Here is a 21,017-nt window from a genome sequence, read left to right on the forward strand (position 1 = left end):
GACAGGTTATTGCCTGTGCCGCGGTCCCGGCGCTTGTTCACAGACACAAAGCACCCCCGCCTGGTGAGGCAGGCGGGGGCGTGTCTCAGATGGTGTTGGACCAGAACTCCGAGCCGGCCGGGAGGTCCGGGATGGAGGGGTCGTCCGGGTCGGACGGACCTGCGGCGAGGCCGAGTTCGGCGACGCTCGCCAGGCCGACGTGGTTCGGGACGACGCGCACCGTGTAGCCGAACGGGCCGGTGCGGTCCAGCTTCAGCTCGCCCTCGTACCGGTGCCGGTTGCCCTCGTACGTCTCGGCCAGCGAGAGCGTGGCGCGGACCGGGTCCGTGATCTCGTCGTTGGTGTCGACGCGACCGTGCAGCACCTCGACGCAGATGTCCGACGGGGCGAGGTCGCCGAGCGCCGCGAACGCGCGGATCCCGACGGTCGTGCCCAGCTGCGGTACGTCGCCGAGGCCCTGGAGCTCCACGTGGTCGACCCGGATCTGCGGCCACGCCGCCCGGACCTTCTGCTTCCACGCGGCCAGCTCACGAGCACCGTCGTACGTCGAATTGAGGGCCCGCGACGACTGCGCCGCCGGCACGTACAGCTGCTCGACGTAGTCCTTGACCATCCGGGTGGCGAGCACCTTCGGGCCGAGCTCCTTGATCGTGTGCCGCAGCATCTCGATCCAGCGGGTCGGCACGTCACCGTCGTAGAACCGCGGCGCGACCTGCTTCTCGATCAGGTCGTACAGCGCGTGCGCCTCGAGGTCGTCGCGGCGGTCGGTGTCCTCGATCCCCTCGGCGGACGGGATCGCCCAGCCGAACTCGTCGTCGTACCACTCGTCCCACCACCCGTCGCGGATGGACAGGTTGAGACCGCCGTTGAGCGCGGCCTTCATGCCGGACGTGCCACACGCCTCGTACGGACGCAGCGGGTTGTTCAGCCAGACGTCGGTGCCGGGGTACATCGGCTGCGCGAGCGCGATGTCGTAGTCCGGCACGAACACGATCCGGTGCCGCACCTCCGGGTCGTCGGCGAAGCGGACCATCTCCTGGATCAGCTTCTTGCCGCCCTCGTCGTGCGGGTGCGCCTTGCCGGCGATGACGATCTGCACCGGACGCTCCGGGTGCAGCAGCAGCGCCTTCAGCCGCGCCGGGTCGCGCAGCATCAGCGTCAGCCGCTTGTACGACGGAACCCGCCGGGCGAACCCGATCGTCAGGACGTCCGGGTCGAGGATCGAGTCGACCCAGCCGAGCTCGGCCTCGCTGGCGCCACGGTTCAGCCAGGACTGCCGCACCCGCGAACGGGTGTCGTCGATGAACCGCTGCCGGAGCAGCCGCTTGGTCTCCCAGATCTGCGCGTCGGTGGTCTTGTCCAGACCCTCGAACACCGAGTCGCCGTCGGCGGTGTAGTTCGCGTAGGTCAGGTCGTGCACCTCACGCGCCACCCACGTCGGCGCGTGGACGCCGTTCGTGATCGAGGTGATCGGCACGTCGATCGAGTCGAAACTCGGCCAGAGCCCCGCGAACATCCCGCGGCTGACCACACCGTGCAGCTTCGACACGCCGTTCGCGCGCTGCGCCAGCCGCAGCCCCATGATCGCCATGTTGAACAGCGCCGGGTCGCCGCCCTCGAAGTCCTCGGCGCCGAGCTCGAGGATCCGGTCGACCGGGACCTCCGGGCCGAACACGTCCGGCGAGAAGTGCTGCTGGATCAGCTCGACCGGGAACCGGTCGATACCGGCCGGGACCGGGGTGTGCGTGGTGAACACGGTGCCACCGCGGTTGACCTCGAGCGCGGTGTCGAAGTCGAGATCCTTCTCGGCGGCGAGCTCACGGATCCGCTCGATACCGAGGAAGCCGGCGTGGCCCTCGTTGGTGTGGAACACCTCGGGCGCCGCGTGGCCGGTGATCCGGCAGTACGTGCGGACCGCGCGGACACCGCCGACGCCGAGCAGCAGCTCCTGGAGCAGGCGGTGCTCGGTCGAACCGCCGTACAGCCGGTCGGTCACCTCGCGCTCCGACGGCTCGTTCTCCTCGATGTCGGAGTCGAGCATCAGCAGCGGCACCCGGCCGACCTGGGCGACCCAGATCTGCGCGTGCAGCTCGCGGTTGCCGGGCAGCGTCAGCGTCACGGTCGCGGGGGCGTCACCATCCCGGAGCAGGCTGATCGGCAGCCCGTCCGGGTCCACCAGGGGGTAACGCTCCTGCTGCCAGCCCTCACGGTTCAGCGACTGCGCGAAGTAGCCGTGCCGGTACAACAGACCGACGCCGATCAGCGGTACGGCGAGGTCGCTGGCCGCCTTCAGGTGGTCACCGGCAAGGATGCCCAGACCGCCGGAGTACTGCGGCAGCACGTGGGTGATGCCGAACTCCGGGGAGAAGTACGCGACCGCGTCGAGCGGCGAACCGCCCGCGGTCTGGAACCACCGGTCTTCGGTCACATAGCTGTCCAGGTCGGCTACAGCCAGTTCCAGCCGGCGCAGGAAAGCGTGGTCGTTGGCCAGCTCGTCGAGCCGGGCCGCCGGGACCTCGCCGAGCAGCTTGACCGGGTCACCACCGGTGCTCCGCCACAGCTGCGGGTCGACAGCCTCGAAGACGTCCTGCGTCTCCGGGTGCCAGGCCCAGCGGAGGTTGTTCACCAGGGTGCCCAGGCCGGTCAGCGGCTCGGGCAGGACAGGGCGGACGGAGAATCGTCGTATCGCTCGCACCGGGACACCGTACAAGCCCGGGGCGAGCAAGACACCCTCGGGATGCATCGATCTTGCAACGCGAGCAAGAATTTGCAGCTCTGCATGCCACAGACCGGTACTGGGAACCGATAACGTCAGCAGTGCAGTTCCCGACGTACTTGCCCAACCGCCGGATCCACGATCCGACGGTTCCTCTATTCGGAGAGTGAAGGTTCGTCTACGCCATGACTGGGCGCATCCCGATCACCGACGTCACCCCGACCGTCGACGCCGGAGCTTATCCGGCGAAGGCCGCGGTCGGCGAGACGTTCACCATCGCGGCCACGGTCTTCCGGGAAGGCCATGACGCGGTGAACGCGAACGTCGTACTGACCTCGCCGTCGGGGCAGACCAGACGGATGCTGATGACCCCCGTCGGTCAGGGCACCGACCGCTGGACCGTCGATGTGACGCTGCAGGAGCAGGGCGCGTGGACGTTCGCGGTCGAGGGCTGGAGCGACCCGTACGGGACCTGGCGGCACAACGCCGAGATCAAGATCCCGGCCGGCCTGGACGTCGACCTGATGTTCGCCGAGGGTGCCGCGTTCTTCGACCGCGCGGCCGCCGGCGTGCCACCCGCCGTACGCGCGGATCGCGGAACGTTGAGCGACGCGGCGCATGCGTTGGCGAACGGTGCGCTGCCGCCGGAAGCGCGGCTGGCCGCGGGCATCTCCCCGCAGGTACGGGCGGCCCTCGGTCGCTATCCGGTGCGCGAGCTGATCACCTCCTCCGAGACGTACCCGGTGTGGGTCGACCGGACCCGCGCGCTGTACGGCAGCTGGTACGAGTTCTTCCCGCGCTCCGAGGGTGCGACGTACGACGAAGAAGCCGGTCAGTGGAAGTCCGGAACCTTCCGGACCGCGGCGCGGCGGCTCGAAGCGGTCGCGAAGATGGGCTTCGACATCCTCTACGTGCCGCCGATCCACCCGATCGGGCACTCGTTCCGCAAGGGCCCGAACAACACCCTCGACCCGAAGCCGGGCGACCCGGGTTCGCCGTGGGCGATCGGCTCCGAGGACGGCGGTCACGACGCGATCCACCCCGAGCTCGGCACCTTCGAGGACTTCGAGTACTTCGTCGGCCAGGCCCGCGAGGTCGGCCTCGAGGTCGCGATCGACCTGGCGCTGCAGGCGTCGCCGGACCACCCGTGGGTGAAGGAACACCCGAAGTGGTTCTCGGTCCGCGCCGACGGCTCGATCGCGTACGCCGAGAACCCGCCGAAGAAGTACCAGGACATCTACCCGATCAACTTCGACAACGACCCCGAAGGCATCTACGCCGAAGTCCTGCGGATCGTCCGGCTGTGGATCTCCAAGGGCGTCACGGTGTTCCGGGTCGACAACCCGCACACGAAGCCGGTCAACTTCTGGGAGTACCTGCTCGGCGAGATCCGCAAGACCGACCCGGACGTGGTGTTCCTGTCCGAGGCGTTCACCCGGCGACCGATGATGCAGGAGCTGGCGAAGGTCGGGTTCCACCAGTCGTACACGTACTTCACCTGGCGCAACGAGAAGTGGGAGCTGGAGGAGTACCTGGAGGAGCTCACCAAGGAGACCGGTCACTTCCTGCGGCCGAACTTCTTCGTGAACACGCCGGACATCCTCACGGCGTACCTGCAGTACGGCGGTCCCGGCGCGTTCAAGATCCGCGCGGCGATCGCGTCGACGTCGTCACCGGCCTGGGGTGTGTACGCCGGGTTCGAGCTGTTCGAGCACGTCGCACTGCGGCCCGGCTCGGAGGAGTACCTGGACACCGAGAAGTTCCAGCTCCGCCCGCGGGACTGGGAGGCCGCGGAGGCCGAGGGCCGCTCGCTGGCGCCGTACCTGACGCTGCTGAACAACATCCGCCGCCGGCACCCGTCCCTGCAGCAACTGCGCAACCTGACGCTGCACACGGTCGATGACGAAGCCATCATGTGCTTCTCGAAGCGCTCGACGGCACCCGACGGCCACAGCGACACCGTCATCGTCGTCGTGAACACCGACCCGCACTCGGTCCGCGAGTCGATGGTCCACCTCGACATGACCGCCCTCGGCATGCGGCCCGAAGACACCTTCACCGTCTACGACGAAATCACCGGCGCCACCTGGCGCTGGGGCCAGAGCAACTACGTCAAACTAGACCCCAACGGCGAACCAGCCCACATCCTCGCCGTCCGCCGCGGCCAAGCCTGAACAGTCCCCGTGTCGACGCTCTTGAGGGATTGCTCCGACCGAATGGAGTCTCATCGCCGGGCTGCCGCCGCCCCTGTTCGGGGTCTGTGACCTGCAGCCTGGTTATGGCTGTGACGTCTTCGTTCTCAGCCAACCTGCTGAGGAGTTGCTGCGACGGAGTCGCGGGCGAAGTCGGCGATCGAGGTCGGTGTCACGCCGTAGGAGCTCGCCAAGCGGCTGATGTCGATGTGCGAGTCGTAGCTGTCAAGCACTGCGAGTAGCTGGGCGACGAAGTCCGGGAGGCCGGGCACCGGCTGCCCGGGCGGCACGCTCCGTAGTGCCACTGGATGGCCGAGTTCTTGCTCGAACACCTCGACGATGTCACGCCACGTCAGAGCCTGAGGCCCGCCGATCAACAGTGTTTGCCCCTCTGCGTCTCGGTGGTCGAGCGCTGCTACGGCGTACGCCGCGACGTCGCGCATGGCCACGAAGGAGTGACGTCGCCGCCCGTCGCCGACAACCGTGACTGGCTGGCCCGCGAGGGCTGGGCTGCCGACCACGGCCGGGACCCAGGTGTCCATGACGGCGTCCGGCTGCAGCACCGTCCAGGCCATGCCGCTGTCACGAAGCCGCTGCTCGGTCTCACCCTTCGCCCGCACGAACGGCATGGCGCTCTCGGGACTGGCGCCGAGCACCGACGTGAAGACGAAGCGACGCACGCCCTCGGCCGACGCCGCTTCGACGAGATTGCGATTGCCGACCCGGTCCACTGACTCGACGGTGTCGTCGCCGCCGCGCCCCATGGAGTTTGCCGTGGTGAGAATCGCGGTGGCGCCTGCGCATGCGGCGCGGAGAGAGGGCGGGTCCTTGAGGTCACCGGTCACGGGCTGGGCGCCGGCGGCCACGAGACTCTCGTACGACGAGCCGCTGCGCACCAGGATGCGCACGGGCTTTCCTTGCGCCAACAGTGTCCGGGCGATCAGCCCTCCGAGCCGACCTGTGGCTCCGACAACGAGGATCATGAGATTTCCTTCGGGTTCGCCGCGGTGCCGACAACGCGGCGGGTGTGGGCGTCGACGTCGCCGCTGGTCTCCTCGACCGGTTCCAGGTAGAACCGGGCCGAGGTGATCGCTTGGTCCGTGATGCCGAAGATGACAACGCCGCGCATGAGAAACGCGGTCCCGTCGGGCCGGCTCCCGGTGATGTCCCACTCGGTCCACAGCGTGCCGCCGTCCACCGCGCTGCGAGGCACCCGGGCTCGCAGATCCGGGACGCCGGCGAGGATCTGAGTCCAATTGGTGCGGACCTGCGCGCTGCCGCGAAATCCTCGCTGTGGGTGCGCGGGGGTCTCGTTGACGTAGTCGTCGGCGAAGCAGGCCACCATCGCGTCGAGGTCGTGGGCGTTCATCGCCTCGAGCAGTCGTTGCAACACCGGCAACTGGCCTTGGTTCGGTCGGTCCATGAGGACCTCCTAGCTCTGTTACAGTTATCTGTAACTAATACAGAAGCATGGAACGAATTATGAGCCGAGTCAAGGGCAAGCGTCAGTACGACTCCACCGGCCGCCAGGCGCAAGCACGGCGCGCCCGCGAGGAAGTCCTCGACGCCGCCGAGCGGCAGTTCCTGGCCAACGGGTACGCCGCCACCACCATCGCCGCCGTTGCCGCCGAGGCCGGGGTATCCGTGGAAACCATTTACAAGGCGTTCGGCGGCAAGTCGGGGCTGGTGCGCGCCATCTACGAGCGCGGCCTGACCGGGCGGGGACCGGTCCCGGCATACCAACGCTCCGACGAAATGCGGGCACACGAAACCGACCCCGAATCCATCATGCGCAAGTGGGGCCTGCTCACCACCGAAGTCGCCTCGACGGTTACGCCGATCCGGTTGCTCATGCGCTCGGCCGCCGCCATCGACCCCGACATGTCCACCGTGCTCAGCGACAGCGACGCCGAGCGCCTCACCCGGATGCGGCACCACGCCCGGTTCCTGGCCGAGCGCGGCTATCTCCGCGCCGGCGTCACGGTCACCGAGGCCACCGACATACTGTGGACCTGCAGCTCCGTCGAGATCTACGAACTCCTCGTCCTGCAGCGCGGCTGGTCGCCCCGCCGGTTCGCCCGATTCATCGCCGACTTCATGATCGCTTCGCTGCTGCCGGACCGCGAGGCGAACGTTGCCGCGCCCGATGGAGCCCTAGATGCGTGAGTCATCGCAGATCCGGAAGTGGCGGAACGGTCTCCGGGTACTTCAGGCCCGCGCCGGTGTTCAGGGCGACGACCTGTTCACCGGCGCGGATCCACCCGGACTCTCGCAACTGACGGATCGCCGCGAAGTTCGCGGCACCTTCCGGACAGATGAACGAGCCCTCCAGCTGAGCGACCTGGTGCAGCTCGGCCAGCAGGTCCTCGTCGTCGACGGCTACCGCGCAGCCGTTGGTCTCCGCGATCGCCTGGAGGACGAGGAAATCGCCGAGGGCCTTCGGGACGGTGATGCCGAAGGCAACGGTCTTGGCGTCCGGCCAGGGCTCGCTCTCGGGGAGGCCCTTCTCCCAGGCGCGGACGATCGGGGCGCAGCCGGTCGACTGGACCGCGACCAGGCGCGGCAACGGTCCCTCGATCCAGCCGAGGTCGCGGAGTTCGTTCAGTGCCTTCCAGATGCCGATGATGCCGACGCCGCCCCCGGTCGGGTAGACGATCACGTCGGGCAGCTGCCAGTTCAGCTGCTCGGCGATCTCCAGGCCCATCGTCTTCTTGCCCTCGATCCGGTACGGCTCCTTCAGCGTCGACGCGTCGAAGTACCCGGGCTGTTCCTGGATCAACGACCGGATGTACGCCGCCGCGTCGCCGATCAGCCCGTCGATCAGCTGCAGCCGCGCGCCGACCGCGGTCACCTCGCGCCGGCAGATCTCCGGCGCGGCGATCGGCATCGCGATCAACGCCTCCATCCCGGCGCGCGCGGCGTACGCGGCCCAGGCGGACCCGGCGTTCCCGTTCGTCGGCATCGCGATCTTCCGGACGCCGACCTCGTACGCGCGCGACACCCCGACGGCGGCGCCCCGCGCCTTGAACGTCCCGGTCGGGATCAGCCCCTCGTCCTTCATCAGCAGGCGATCCACCCCGAGCTCGGCGCCGTACCGCGGCAACGGCAGGAGCGGCGTCATCCCCTCCCCCAGCGTCACCACGTTCTCGGGCGAGCGCACCGGCAACAGCTCGTGATACCGCCACAGGTCCGGCGCCCGCGAGGCCAGGTCCTCCTTGCGAAGCGCTGGTACGTCGTACCTCGCGAGGAGCGGCGATCCGCACGGGCACAGGCCGATGATCTGATCGGCGTCATGGGTGGCGCCACAGCGAGGACACTCGAGATGACTCAGCGCGGAGAAGGTCACGACAACAGAAACTACCCCGCGCGCAGATCGGTGATCATCGGGCGCTGATGATCGGTGAGCCGGAACCCGATACCGCGGACGGCGTCGATGGTGACCGTCGTACCGAGGTCGTCGAGCTTGCGGCGCAGACGCTTCACCACCGAGTGCACGTCCGCGGTGCCGCGGATGTTCCGGTCCCGCCACACGGTGTGGTGCAGAGCGTCGTACGACCAGACCCGCAGCGGCGCGGACATCAGACGGCTGAGCAACTCCTGCTCGAGATCGGTCAACTGGATCTCGTCACCACCCCAGCAAGCCACCGAACGAGCCCGATCGATGGTGAGGACGTCGGCCTCGGGGTCGTCGCCGGTTGCACGGACGGCGGTGGCATCGACCGCATCGGGGTCCGGCGGCTCGGGCTGCCCAGGTGCGGCGGGCGGTGGTTGCTGCGCGGGAACCAGCAGTCTGCGCAGCTCGTCGAGGCTGGAGACCAGGAGCAGCGGCGCGACGTCGTCGACGAGTTCGGCCAGCCGGACGCGCTGCTCGGGTGAGGCCGCGACCGCGATGAGCAACGGGAACGCCCCTGATCCGGTAGTGGTCAGATCGGCGTCCGTAGGGGCGGGTTCACGGGCGGTGACCATCTGATCACGATGTCAACATCTGCCTGCGATCGTCAACGGAATGCCAACGATTGCCCAGCTTGCCTCGATCAGTGCGACAGCTAGTCACAAGTTGCTCACCAAGTGTGCTTGTTACCACGTTGTTCTGACACATAAGGTCCACGTCAAGCTTGCGGTGTCACATGCCGCGACCTGGGGGGCACTGAGCGTTCGCACGCCCTCCTGCAGCAATGACTCGGGGGAGTCGACTCGGGGTCGTTTCAAGTGAGGGGCTGCAGAGATGTCACATCAACGAAAGGGACTCGCCAGATCACTGGCGGGCGCCCTCGCGACGGTGGCAGTCGTCGCAACCAGCCTGGCCGCCGCCGGCCAGGCCCAGGCTTCATCACCCACCAAGCCGGAGGCCACGCCGGCCTCCAAGATCAAGCCAGAACTTCTGGAGAAGCTCGACGGCAAGGACGCCAAGTCCGCGACGGACTACTGGGTCCGCTTCGCCGCGAAGGCCGACCTGACCGCCGCGAGCAAGATCACCAACTGGAACGAGCGCGGCACCGCGGTGGCCGCCGCGCTGAAGAAGGCCGCCGCGGACAGCCAGGCGAAGATCCGCGCCGAGCTGGACGCGCAGCAGGTGAAGTACCAGTCCTTCTGGGGCACGAACGCGATCCGCATCGAGAGCGGCTCGCTCGAACTCGCCCAGAACCTGGCCGGTCACACCGAGGTCGAGGGCCTGTACGCGCCCGTCCAGATCGAGGTACCGAAGGTCACCCCCGGCCAGCAGGAGAAGGCGATCCAGGCCGTCGAGTGGGGCGTCGCCAACATCAAGGCGAACCAGGTCTGGTCGCAGTACGGCGACAAGGGCGAGGGGATCGTCGTCGCCAGCATCGACACCGGTGTGCAGTACGACCACCCGGCGCTGGTGAACCAGTACCGCGGCAACAACGGTGACGGCACCTTCAACCACAACTACAACTGGTTCGACGCGGCCGGCACCTCGCCGAACGCGCCGGCCGACGGCAACGGCCACGGCACCCACACGATGGGCACCATGGTCGGTGACGACGGCGCGGGCAACCAGATCGGTGTCGCCCCGGGCGTGAAGTGGATCGCCGCGAACGGCTGCTGCCCGAGCGACGCCGCGCTGATCACGTCCGGCCAGTGGATGCTCGAGCCGACCGACCTCGCCGGGCAGAACCCGGACGCGAGCAAGCGGCCGAACGTCATCAACAACTCGTGGGGCTCCACGCTGCCGTCGAACGACCCGTTCATGGAGGACATCACCCTGGCCTGGACCGCGTCCGGGATCTTCGGGACTTTCGCCAACGGCAACAGCGGTGAGGGCGGCTGCAACACGTCCGGCTCACCGGGCAGCCTGACGAGCAACTACTCGGCCGGCGCCTACGACATCAACAACAACATCGCGTCGTTCTCCGGCCGCGGTGTGGGCCAGAACGGCACCATCAAGCCGAACATCTCGGCCCCCGGTGTCAACGTCCGCTCCAGCCTGCCGGGCAACACGTACGGCGCCTTCAACGGTACGTCGATGGCGACACCGCACCTGACCGCCGCTGTGGCCCTGCTGTGGTCGGCCTCGCCGGCCCTCAAGGGTGACGTCGCGGCGACGCGGGCGCTCCTGAACTCGACCGCGATCGACACGCCGAACAGCCAGTGCGGCGGCACCGACGCGAACAACAACGTCTTCGGTCAGGGCCGTCTGGACGCGCTGGCGCTCCTGAACGCGGCGCCGATCGGCGACACCGGCACGCTCTCCGGCACTGTCACCGCCGCCACCGGTGGTGCCGCTCTCGCCGGCGCCAGCGTGACGGTCAAGGCAGCGGGCCAGCCGGACAAGACGCTGACCACCAGCAGCAACGGCACGTACTCGACCGTGCTGCCGGCCGGCGACTACAACCTGACGGTCGCATCGTTCGGTTACGCGACGCAGACCGCCACCGCCACCATCACCACGGGTCAGACCACCACCAAGAACTTCGCTCTGGTGAGCACGCCGCAGGTGAGCGTCGGCGGCACCGTCACGGACGGCTCCGGCCACGGCTGGCCGTTGTACGCGAAGGTGTCGGTCGAGGGTCCGGGTGGCGTGTTCGACTACACGACCCCGAGCAACGGCCGGTACAGCCTCAAGGTCCCGTCCGGTGCGGCGTACTCGCTCAAGGTCGAGTCGAAGTACCCGGGTTACCAGACCGTCAGCCAGCCGATCACCGTCGGAACCGGCAACCTGACGAAGAACATCGCCGTACCCGCCGACAGCAACTCGTGCAGCACCGCGCCCGGTTACAAGTGGGGCTCGGACGGCGTGTACGAGACCTTCGACTCCGGTGCCGCGCCGAGCGGCTGGACCGTCGTCGACAACAAGGGCAACGGTCAGGTCTGGAAGTTCGACGACCCGGGCAACCGGGGCAACCTGGCCGGCGGCAGCGGCAAGTTCGCCATCATCGACAGCGACAAGTACGGCGGTGGCGGGTCCCAGGACACGTCGCTGGTCAGCCCGGTCGTGGACCTGACCTCGGTCACCGCTCCGGTGATCCGGTTCAACCAGGACCTGAACTACCTCGGCGGTGAGAAGGGCGACGTCGACCTGTCGATCGACGGCGGCGCCACCTGGAGCAACGTGCTCACGCAGTCCGTCGACGCCCGCGGCGTCAAGGAGATCGCGATCCCGCAGGCGGCCGGCAAGTCCGCGGTCCAGGTGCGGTTCCACTACTACAACGCGTCGTACGAATGGTGGTGGGAGGTCGACAACGTCCTCGTCGGCAGCCAGGTCAGCTGTGTGCCGACCGGCGGCGGCATTGTCGTCGGCAACGTCAAGGACGCCAACACGAGCGGCTTCGTCAACGGCGCGGTCGTCACCCGTGACGGCAGCACCGAGTCCGCGACCACCGTGGCGACGCCCGAGGACACCGGTCTGAACGACGGTTTCTACTGGCTGTACTCGTCCGCTGACGGCGACCAGGGCTTCACCGCCAAGGCCGGCAACTACGTCAGCTCGACCGCGACCGTCGGGGTCGAGGCCGACTGGACGACCACGGCCGACTACAGCTTGAAGGCCGGCCAACTGTCCGTGACGCCGGGTGCCGTCAGCGGCAGCCTGAAGCTGCCGACCGGCAAGGTGACCAAGTCGTTCACCGTCAAGAACACCGGCGGTGCCGATGTCGACGTGAAGTTCGGCGAGAAGGACAGCGGTTTCGTCCTGCAGAACGCGAACGGCAGCACGACCACCAAGGCCCAGGTGGAGAACGGGCCCGGCGCACCGCTGCAGCGGCTCGCCGTGGACACCTCGTTCGCCCGGATGCTGATCGGCAAGACCGGCCCGGTGTCACCAGGGCCGGCCGCCGCGAAGCCGATGGCGGCTCCGTGGACCGACATCGCCGACTACCCGGCGTCCGTGATGGACAACCGGGTGGTCAGCCTCGAGGGCAAGACGTACTCGATTGCCGGTGGCAACGGTAGTGCGTCGACCGGGAACAGCTACGTGTACGACCCGGCGACCCTCGCCTGGACCGCGATCGCCCCGCTGCCGGGTGCTCGCAACGCCATCAGCGTCGGTGTGATCGGCGGCAAGATCATCGCCAGCTCCGGCTGGGGATCGTCCGGCCCGGCGCCGGAGACCTGGTCCTACGACCCGGCCGCCAACGCCTGGACCGCACTGGCCGCCAACCCGGCCCCGCGGGCCGCGGCCGGTCAGGCCGTGCTCGACGGCAAGTTGTACGCCGTCGGCGGGTGCACCACCTCCAGCTGTCTGCCGATGAGCAACACGGTCGTCCGGTACGACGCGGCGGCGAACGCCTGGGAGACGCTGGCGAACTACCCGCAGTCGGTCGCGTTCGCGTCCTGCGGTGCCATCGACGGCAAGCTGTACTGCGCCGGCGGTAACGACGGCACGAACTCGCTGAAGGCGGCGTACGTCTACGACCCGGGAGCCGATTCCTGGACCGCGATCGCGGACGCTCCGGCCGACCACTGGGCGGCGTCGTACGCCGTCGCGGGCGGCAAGCTGCTGATCGTCGGCGGTGTCCAGGCCGGTGCGGTCACCAACGCCGGGTTCTCGTACGACCCGTCGTCGGAGAGCTGGACCGCGCTGCCGAACGCCAACCTGCCGCGGTACCGCGGTGGTGCGGCGTGTGGCTTCTACAAGATCGGCGGCTCGTCCGGCAGCTTCAACGCGACGGCGGACAGTGAGGCCCTGCCGGGTCTCGAGGACTGCTCCGAGTCGTCGGCGGACGTGAGCTGGATGTCCATCGACCAGACCGAGGTCACCCTGGCCCCGGGACAGTCGGCGACCGTCAAGGTCACGCTCTCCGCGAGCGTCGACCAGCCCGGCACCTACAGCGGTGCCGTGACGATCGGCGAGAACACCCCCTACACGGTCGCTCCGGTCGGCGTGACGATGACCGTCACCCCGCCCACCACGTGGAGCAAGCTGCAGGGCACCGTCACGGGCGTCAGCTCGTCCGGCGCCTCCGCCGCCCTCCCGGGCGCAATCGTGCAGGTGGACTCGTGGGCCCAGTCCTACACCTTCATCACCGACAAGGACGGTAAGTACGCCTACTGGCTCGACCGTCGCAACAACCCGCTCACCCTGATCGCCGCGAAGGACGGCTACAAGCCTCAGACCCGCACCACCAAGCTGGTCGCCGGCACCCCCGTCACCGAAGACTTCGCCCTGAAGTCGATCAAGTAAGCAGGCAGTAAAAGCTCGGCCCCCGGACCACACACGGTCCGGGGGCCGAGCCCTTTGCAGAGGGAGTGGGGAATCCAACGCACCTGAGACGACCAGTAGGACTCCCCACTCCAGAGACTTGTGCACAGGAGGGAAGTTGGGCGGCAGTCTGGGGTGGGGATCGGTGCATGTGCAGGCTGCGCGGCGAGGCCGGAGTTGTCATCACTCGAACTCGCGACTTCGCTGACCGGGTGCTCGGATCACGCGAGCCGCCGATGGTCCGGCTCGAAGTCGCTGTCCTGACGGTCGCGAGTCGACGGTCCCGGCCGGACGACGCGGCGGCGCTCGTGCTCGACGTATGTCGTCAACGTCCGTACGACGCCACAACGTCTGCTCGCCGAGTTGGCCCGGATGCAGCAACTGCCCCGGCGCGTGGCGGCGAAGGCGACCCTTCGGTTCGGCTACCAGATCGTGAGTGATCCGTGCGGTGCTGCAGTCCAGGTCGCCACGGTCCTCCGCACCCGCGGCTGGCCCGGTCCAGCTACCGCGTGCGGCCCCAAGTGTCCGATTGGGTTGGGGAACGCAGCGAACCTGAACTGACCTGCTGGATTCCCCAGTTCGTGAGGGTCAGGTGGTGGGGAGGAGGTGGAAGCCGACGCCTCGGACGGCGTGGATGGAGACGGTGGCGCCGAGGTTGGTGAGTTTTTGCCGGAGGCGTTTGACCACCGAGTGGATGTGCGAGCCGTGGCCGAGGTGCTCGTTGCCCCAGACGGCGTGGTGCAGGCGCTGGTACGTCCAGACCCGGCCGGGTTCTGCTACCAGGCAGTGCAGGAAGTCGTGCTCCAGCCGGGTCAGCGGCAGCTCGCGGTCCTTCCAGCGGACCACCCGGCGGTGGACGTCCAGCCGCAGCTCGGCGACCGGCTCGGGTTCACGCACCGCCTGCATCCGACGCTCAACAGGCGCCGCCACATCCGGTACGCCGCCTGCCGCACTGATTGCCGCGCTCGGGGCGACCGTGACGCCGGTCAGCTCCAGGAATGCGCGGGCCTGGTCGGCGTTCGAGACCAGCAGCAGCGCGTCGGCTCCGCCGAGCAGACGCGCCAGGTGTACTCGTTCGGCCGTGGACGCGGCCACGCCGATGATCAATGACGAATCGGACGGCCTCTCGATCGGCATCACAAGCTCGCCCCTCCCAGTCGAACCGGCCCGCCACAAGTACGGTTCACGGCGCGAACCAAGTCAAGGGATTCGCCGCTCCGTGGGCTGGCACATATGCGTCCTGTCCGAGACAGGACAGGCAAACCTTGGCAAAACCTCGCGCCGCTCCCCGGACAGGTGTGCGATCGGCCCGCCAAGCGGAGTAGTCTCCTCGCGCACGGTCACTCTGACCGCATCCACGGAGGAACAGTGCCCGGTCTCGTTCGACGGCCGCTCGTCATCTGGTTGCTCGCGGCCCTCGCAGTCCCTGTACTGCTGACGGCTGTGCTGATTCCCGCGAGGGCCGGCACCACCGAGGACGACCTCCGCGAACGCACCACGGCCGCCCTGAAGGCGCGCGGTATCGAGACCGGCGGCGTCGACTTCGACGGCCGGAACGCACGCATCACCGTGCCGTCCGGCGTGGATCCGGCGGTCGTCCGCGAGGTCGTCTCCGGCGTCGACGGCGTGCGGTCGGTCGAGCTCGTCAACGGGCAAGCGGCCGGCGCAACGCCGACACCTGCTCCGACCAGCAGCAGTACGCCGCCGCAATCCGACGTACCGGCGTTCGAGCTCGGGCGGACGGATCGGTCGATCCGGGTGCAGGCGCCGGTGCGGAGCCAGGCGGTCAAGGACGCGATCGCGGCCGAGGTCGACCAGGTGCTCGGCGAGGACCGTGAGTACGACGACCGCACGACGATCGACGCCGCGACCGGGCTCGCCGACGCGTCGACGGTGTCCGCGCTGCTGCGGGCGCTGGCGATCGGTGGCGGTGACGCCTCGGTACGGTACGACGGGGAGACCGTGACGTTGTCCGGTCAGGTGCCGGACCAGGCGACGAAGGCGACGATCGGCCGGGCCGCGGCGACTGCCGTTCCGGGTGCGGTGATCGCGGACGAACTGGCGCTCCCGGCGCCGCCGAAGAGCGCGGTCAGCGAGCCGTGCCGTACCTTCCCGAGCCGGCTGGCCGAGTTCAGCCGGCAGCACCCGATCAACTTCCTGTCCGGTACGTCGATCGTGAACGACGCGTCGAAGCCGTCCGTGGTGAAGGCCGCCGCCGTCCTCAAGTCGTGTACGACGGTGCGCGTCGAGGTGGCCGGTCACACCGACGACCTCGGCTCACCCGCGACCAGCCTGCCGCTGTCCGAGCGCCGGGCCGCCGCGCTGAAGGCCGAACTGGTGCGGCTCGGGGTCGGCGCCGACCGGATCCTCGCGCACGGGTACGGCGAGGCGTTCCCGATCGCATCCAACGCCACGGGCGCCGGGCGGGTCGCGAACCGCCGCGCCGAGATCCGAGTAGTACAGGGGAATTGATGAGCTGGCTGATCGCCGAGACCTGGATTCTGCTGCTGGTCGCGTTCGTACTGGGCAGCGCCGCCGCCTGGCTGGTACACAGACTCGTCCGCCATTCGGCCGGAGGAGCACGCTGATGGGCTGGCTACTCCGAGACAACTGGCTGGGCTCGCTCCTCGCGTTCGTCGTCGGCGCGGGCATCACCTGGGTCCTCCTCGACCGCCGCCGCCCCGCCCCCGCAATCCCCGCTCCGCCCCAGCAGCCGACCGGCACCAAGCCGGCTGCCGCCACCGCCCCCTCTCCCCCGACACCCGCACCAACCCCACCAGCAGCCGAGCGAGCCACTCCGGAACCGCCTGCCGAGCAACCGACGGCGACGCCGGGACCCGAGGCTGACCCGGTTCCTGCAGCTTCGACAACTCCGGCAGCGCCCGCGGCTTCGCGTGGTGAGGTTGAGCGGCCGGTGTTTTCGCAGTTGATGGGTGAGGAGGAGACGCTGTTCGACCACATCCAGCCGGCTGCTGGCACGACTCCGGACGCGCCAACCGGCGTACCAGCTGGACGGTACGGCGACGGATCGGCGGATGCCGTGCCGCATCAAGGCCCGCCCGACGGGTTCACGATCAAGGGCAATGCGCAGTCGATGCTCTTCCACACACCCGATTCGCCGTACTACGGCCGCACCAAGCCGGAGGTCTGGTTCCGCACCGAGGCCGACGCCGAGCGGGCCGGCTTCACCAAGTACACCCGCCGTCCGCGTAAGGCCGCGGACCCGCGCGACTGACCCCGGGAGAGACCGTGCGACGCCAGCTCCACCTTCCCTTCATCGTCGGCCAGGACGAGGACGGCACCTGGGTCGCCGAGGCCGCGCTCACGCCGGACATCTTCGTCTCCGGCGAGGGCGACACCCGCGAATCCTCCCTCGACGACCTCCGCGTCCAGATCGCCCGCGCAGTAGCCGATTCCGGCGCCCCCGAACAACTGGTCATCGAGATCGACGTCCCGGACAACTGACCCGCCAACAGTCCTACGATTCCGCCAACACCGAATCACCAGGAGGCGGAGTGCAGCGCGACATCACCGTGCCCTTCACCGTCGTACAGGACGAGAACGGCGCCTGGTGCGCCGCGGCGGCGCTGAGCGCGGAAGCGTTCGCGAACGGCGAAGGCGCTACCCGTGACGCCGCGATCGCGGACCTCCGGGAAGCGATCGTGCTCCTCGTCGCGGAGATCGGCGTGCCCGATCAGCTGACCGTCACGGTTGAGACCGACTGAGAGAAGGAGGCCGGCTGATGAGCGAGGAGCTGTCCCGGAGCGAACCTGGTCGTGGCACGCAGGGGCCGGATGAGGTGCTGACGCCGGACGCCGTCATTCTGCCGGGGGAAGGGCAGGAGGGGCGGAGCGTCAATGCGGACGAGGCGTATCCGGGGCTGCGGTCGGTGAACGTCAGGGGGCTGTTGCGACGGTACCGGCGTGGTGGTGGTCGCGGTAGTGCGGCCCAGCAGACCGCGAAACAGCGTGAGGAGCGGTCGCCGCGGCGGTGATCCCGCCGCGCTGGACCGACCGCCCCGAAGCCCGTTCGCAACTGCCGTCATCGAATCGCAGTACAGCCGGATTGCGAGCCCTATTTGCTTGTACTGGCAAAGGGCCGCCAGACTGTGCGGAACGCCTTGCGGACCCGTCCGGCCGACGGCGTCACCACATCATCGCTGTACCCCCGGGAGTTGTCCGGGCGCAACGCACTGCCCTCCCCTTTTAGGTGCGCCCGAACGGGGTACGGGACCTTAGGTTTGATGACACCCGATGGAGGTGAGCGTGACCGACATGCTGCCGGAGCAGCACCACGGACTGACGAAGAGTGACCCGCTGTGGTTCAAGCGGGCCGTCTTTTACGAGGTCCTCGTGCGGTCCTTCAAGGACTCGAACGCCGACGGCATCGGCGACCTGCAAGGCCTGACCGAGAAACTCGACTATCTCGAGTGGCTCGGTGTGGACTGCCTTTGGTTACCTCCGTTCTATCCCTCGCCGTTGCGCGACGGCGGCTACGACATCTCGGACTACACCGACGTGATGCCGGAGGTCGGGACGGTCGCCGACTTCGCGGAGTTCCTGCAGCAGGCACACGCCCGCGGCATCCGGGTGATCGTCGACTTCGTCATGAACCACACCTCGGACCAGCACCCCTGGTTCCAGGCGTCGCGGGAGGACCCCGAGGGTCCGTACGGCGATTTCTACGTGTGGTCCGACACCGACGACAAGTACGCCGACGCACGCATCATCTTCGTCGACACCGAGCAGTCGAACTGGACCTGGGACCCGGTGCGCGGCCAGTACTTCTGGCACCGGTTCTACTCCAACCAGCCGGACCTGAACTTCGAGAACCCGGCCGTCGGCGACGCGATGATCGAGGCGCTGAAGTTCTGGCTCGACCTGGGCGTCGACGGTTTCCGGCTGGACGCCGTGCCGTACCTGTTCGAGGTCGACGGCACGAACTGCGAGAACCTCCCGCGTACCCACGAGTTCCTGAAGCGGGTCCGCAAGGAGGTGGACGCGAACTACGAGGACCGCGTCCTGCTCTGCGAGGCGAACCAGTGGCCGGCCGACGTGGTCGAGTACTTCGGCGACCGGGACTCCGGCGGTGACGAGTGCCAGATGGCGTTCCACTTCCCGGTGATGCCGCGCATCTTCATGGGCGTACGGCGGGAGTCGCGGTTCCCGATCTCCGAGATCCTGGCCCAGACGCCGGAGATCCCGGACACCTGCCAGTGGGGCATCTTCCTGCGCAACCACGACGAGCTGACGCTCGAGATGGTCACCGACGAGGACCGCGACTACATGTGGTCGGAGTACGCGCAGGACCCGCGGATGAAGGCGAACATCGGCATCCGCCGCCGGCTCGCTCCGCTGCTGGACAACGACACCAACAAGATGGAGTTGTTCACCGCACTCCTGCTCAGCCTGCCGGGCTCCCCGATCCTGTACTACGGCGACGAGATCGGCATGGGCGACAACATCTGGCTGGGCGACCGGGACGGCGTCCGCACCCCGATGCAGTGGTCCCCGGACCGCAACGCCTCGTTCTCGACCGCGACGCCGGGCAAGCTCAGCCTGCCGGTGATCATGGATCCGGTCTACGGTTTCCAGGCGGTGAACGTCGAGGCCGAGATGGAGAACGCCTCGTCGCTGCTGCACTGGACCCGGCGGATGATCCAGACCCGCAAGCAGCACCCGTCGTTCGGTATGGGCACCTTCACCGACCTGGGCGGCTCCAACCCGAGCGTGCTGTCGTACGTCCGGGAGTTCGGCGACGACGTGGTGCTGTGCGTGAACAACCTGTCGAGGTTCCCGCAGCCGATCGAGCTGGATCTGCGGCAGTGGCAGGGCGTCGAGCCGATCGAGCTTCTCGGCGGCGTGCACTTCCCGACAATCGGCGAGTTGCCCTACCTTCTGACCCTCGGCGCCCACGGTTTCTACTGGTTCCGGCTGCCGGTGGCGAAGCCGGAAGCACAGTCGGAAAAGCATGAGGAGAGCATTTAAGTGACTTCCCATCTGGACCAGGTCCAGTCCTTCTGCTCGGGCCAGAGGTGGTTCGGCGAGAAGGGACACGACGTTCACGTCGAAGCGATGGCCACCTCGGCGTGGCTCTCGGACGCGGACGCCTGGCCCGCGGTCCGGATCGGGTTCGTCTACTGTGCGGGTCCACCCGGGGCGGAAACCCCGATCCGGGTGTACCAGCTGCCGCTCAGCTACCACCGCGAGCCGGTCGAGAACCTCGGCCACGCGCTGGTCGGTGAGTGGACCGAGCCGGACCTCGACGACACCGAGGTCTGGGTGTACGACGCGTTGCACGACAAGGAAGCGACGCCGTACTGGCTGGACGGGCTCACGCACGGACGGCAGCTGGACGGGCTGGAGTTCCATCCCGTCCAGGCGCCGGAAGGGTCGATCAAGGTGCCGGAGGACGCGCAGTCGCTGGTCCTCACGGTCGAGCAGAGCAACACCTCGCTCGTGTTCGGCGATGTCGCGCTGCTGAAGGTGTTCCGGCGCCTCGAGCCCGGGAGCAACCCCGGGGTCGAGATCGAGTCGGCGCTCACCGAGGCCGGGTCCGAACTGGTCCCGGCGGTGCTGGGGTCCGCGCGTGGTCGGTGGCCGCGGGCGGGCGGCGGCACCGACAGCGGCGAACTGGCGATGATGACGGCGTTCCAGAAGAGCGCGACCGACGGCTGGACGTTCGCGACGTCGTCGGTGCGCGACCTGTACGCCGAGGCGGACCTGCACGCCGAGGAGGTCGGCGGTGACTTCGCCGCCGAGTCGCACCGGCTCGGCGCGAGCACGGCGCAGGTGCATTCCGAGCTCGCGAAGGCGCTCGGCACCGACATCTGGGAGCCGGCCAAGCTGGTCGAGCACGCGGCCGCGATGCGTCGCCGGCTCGACAAGGCCGCTGCGGCGATCCCGGAGCTCGCACCGTACGCCGACGGACTGGCGCGGGCGTTCGACGCGCTGGCGGCGTACGACCAGCCGGTGACGGTGCAGCGGATCCACGGCGACTTCCATCTCGGGCAGGTGCTGCGGACGATCGACGGCTGGAAGCTGATCGACTTCGAGGGCGAGCCTGCCAAGTCGCTGGTCGAGCGGCGGGCGCTGGACACCGAGGTGAAGGACATCGCCGGTATGCTGCGGTCGTTCGACTACGCGGCCCGGTCGCTGCTGGCCGATCACCAGGGCGACCAGCAGATCGCGTACCGCGCGGCGGAGTGGGTGACCCGCAACCAGCAGGCCTTCTGCGACGGGTACGCCGAGACGGCGGGCAGCGATCCGCGCGAGCACAGCGTGCTGCTGAACGCGTTCCTCGCGGACAAGGTCATCTACGAGACCCTCTACGAGGCCCGTAACCGCCCGAGCTGGCTGCCGATCCCGCTGTCGGCCGCCGCGCAGCTGGCCGAACGGTAATACCCCGAAATCTTTGACCGTTTGTGTACTTCGGGACTCGTCGGGTACGG

The 21,017-nt window shown here is 68.4% G+C and carries 16 protein-coding genes; 10 read left to right on the plus strand and 6 right to left on the minus strand.

From position 1 onward, the window contains the following. Window positions 1–85 precede the first annotated feature (85 nt). Window positions 86–2,695, minus strand: a complete 2,610-nt coding sequence (glgP, locus tag EV137_RS38105; protein ID WP_134010979.1) for an alpha-glucan family phosphorylase — start codon at window positions 2,693–2,695, stop codon at window positions 86–88. A gap of 206 nt (window positions 2,696–2,901) precedes the next feature. On the opposite strand from glgP, the gene EV137_RS38110 reads away from it, so the two are divergent. Further along, window positions 2,902–4,890, plus strand: a complete 1,989-nt coding sequence (locus EV137_RS38110) for a maltotransferase domain-containing protein (protein ID WP_134133006.1) — start codon at window positions 2,902–2,904, stop codon at window positions 4,888–4,890. Window positions 4,891–5,015: 125 nt separating this feature from the next. On the opposite strand, the gene EV137_RS38115 is transcribed toward EV137_RS38110, so the two are convergent. Then, window positions 5,016–5,891 carry an SDR family oxidoreductase gene (locus EV137_RS38115; RefSeq protein WP_134133008.1) on the minus strand — a complete coding sequence of 292 codons (876 nt, stop codon included), beginning with the start codon at window positions 5,889–5,891 and terminating at the stop codon, window positions 5,016–5,018. After that, window positions 5,888–6,331 (minus strand): nuclear transport factor 2 family protein, encoded by a 444-nt coding sequence (locus EV137_RS38120; RefSeq protein WP_134133009.1) that lies wholly within the window; start codon window positions 6,329–6,331, stop codon window positions 5,888–5,890. Before EV137_RS38120 ends, EV137_RS38115 begins: the two co-directional genes overlap by 4 nt. A gap of 59 nt (window positions 6,332–6,390) precedes the next feature. Between EV137_RS38120 and EV137_RS38125 the strand changes: the two genes are divergently transcribed. Further along, window positions 6,391–7,074, plus strand: a complete 684-nt coding sequence (locus tag EV137_RS38125) for a TetR/AcrR family transcriptional regulator (RefSeq protein WP_202871335.1) — start codon at window positions 6,391–6,393, stop codon at window positions 7,072–7,074. A 1-nt stretch (window position 7,075) separates the two neighbouring features. On the opposite strand, the gene EV137_RS38130 is transcribed toward EV137_RS38125, so the two are convergent. Together EV137_RS38130 and EV137_RS38135 are read right to left on the minus strand one after the other, a co-directional pair. Continuing rightward, the gene (locus EV137_RS38130; RefSeq protein WP_134133011.1) at window positions 7,076–8,254 is read right to left on the minus strand and encodes a threonine synthase; all 1,179 of its coding nucleotides are present in this window, start codon (window positions 8,252–8,254) and stop codon (window positions 7,076–7,078) included. A gap of 11 nt (window positions 8,255–8,265) precedes the next feature. Further along, window positions 8,266–8,874, minus strand: a complete 609-nt coding sequence (locus EV137_RS38135) for a winged helix-turn-helix domain-containing protein (protein ID WP_134133012.1) — start codon at window positions 8,872–8,874, stop codon at window positions 8,266–8,268. A 259-nt stretch (window positions 8,875–9,133) separates the two neighbouring features. On the opposite strand from EV137_RS38135, the gene EV137_RS38140 reads away from it, so the two are divergent. Next, on the plus strand, window positions 9,134–13,549 hold the full coding sequence (locus EV137_RS38140) for a S8 family serine peptidase (protein WP_134133013.1): 4,416 nt from the start codon (window positions 9,134–9,136) through the stop codon (window positions 13,547–13,549). A gap of 606 nt (window positions 13,550–14,155) precedes the next feature. Here the strand turns inward: EV137_RS38140 and EV137_RS38145 are convergent. Beyond that, a complete protein-coding gene (locus tag EV137_RS38145; RefSeq protein ID WP_134010963.1) occupies window positions 14,156–14,704 on the minus strand; it encodes a winged helix-turn-helix domain-containing protein in 549 nt (182 codons plus the stop codon). A gap of 231 nt (window positions 14,705–14,935) precedes the next feature. Between EV137_RS38145 and arfA the strand changes: the two genes are divergently transcribed. The 7 genes from arfA to EV137_RS38180 all read left to right on the plus strand — a co-directional run bounded on the left by arfA (window position 14,936) and on the right by EV137_RS38180 (window position 20,967). After that, a complete protein-coding gene (gene arfA, locus EV137_RS38150) occupies window positions 14,936–16,039 on the plus strand; it encodes a channel-forming protein ArfA/OmpATb (protein ID WP_238175841.1) in 1,104 nt (367 codons plus the stop codon). Window positions 16,040–16,154: 115 nt separating this feature from the next. Beyond that, on the plus strand, window positions 16,155–16,802 hold the full coding sequence (locus tag EV137_RS41890) for a sunset domain-containing protein (RefSeq protein WP_134133016.1): 648 nt from the start codon (window positions 16,155–16,157) through the stop codon (window positions 16,800–16,802). Window positions 16,803–16,816: 14 nt separating this feature from the next. After that, the gene (locus EV137_RS38160; RefSeq protein ID WP_134133017.1) at window positions 16,817–17,032 is read left to right on the plus strand and encodes a hypothetical protein; all 216 of its coding nucleotides are present in this window, start codon (window positions 16,817–16,819) and stop codon (window positions 17,030–17,032) included. A 50-nt stretch (window positions 17,033–17,082) separates the two neighbouring features. Next, complete coding sequence (locus EV137_RS38165; RefSeq protein WP_134133019.1) at window positions 17,083–17,292, plus strand: hypothetical protein; 210 nt, start codon at window positions 17,083–17,085, stop codon at window positions 17,290–17,292. Window positions 17,293–17,309: 17 nt separating this feature from the next. Next, window positions 17,310–17,561 (plus strand): hypothetical protein, encoded by a 252-nt coding sequence (locus EV137_RS38170; RefSeq protein ID WP_134133020.1) that lies wholly within the window; start codon window positions 17,310–17,312, stop codon window positions 17,559–17,561. 259 nt (window positions 17,562–17,820) lie between these two features. After that, entirely contained in the window at window positions 17,821–19,554 is a 1,734-nt protein-coding gene (gene treS / locus EV137_RS38175) for a maltose alpha-D-glucosyltransferase (RefSeq protein WP_133790726.1), read from the plus strand. Then, window positions 19,555–20,967: a maltokinase N-terminal cap-like domain-containing protein gene (locus EV137_RS38180; RefSeq protein ID WP_134010950.1), complete on the plus strand. Its 1,413-nt coding sequence runs from the start codon at window positions 19,555–19,557 to the stop codon at window positions 20,965–20,967. It abuts the gene before it with no gap. Window positions 20,968–21,017 lie beyond the last annotated feature (50 nt).

It is taken from the genome of Kribbella pratensis, from assembly GCF_004366075.1.
Taxonomy (GTDB): Bacteria; Actinomycetota; Actinomycetes; order Propionibacteriales; family Kribbellaceae; genus Kribbella; species Kribbella pratensis.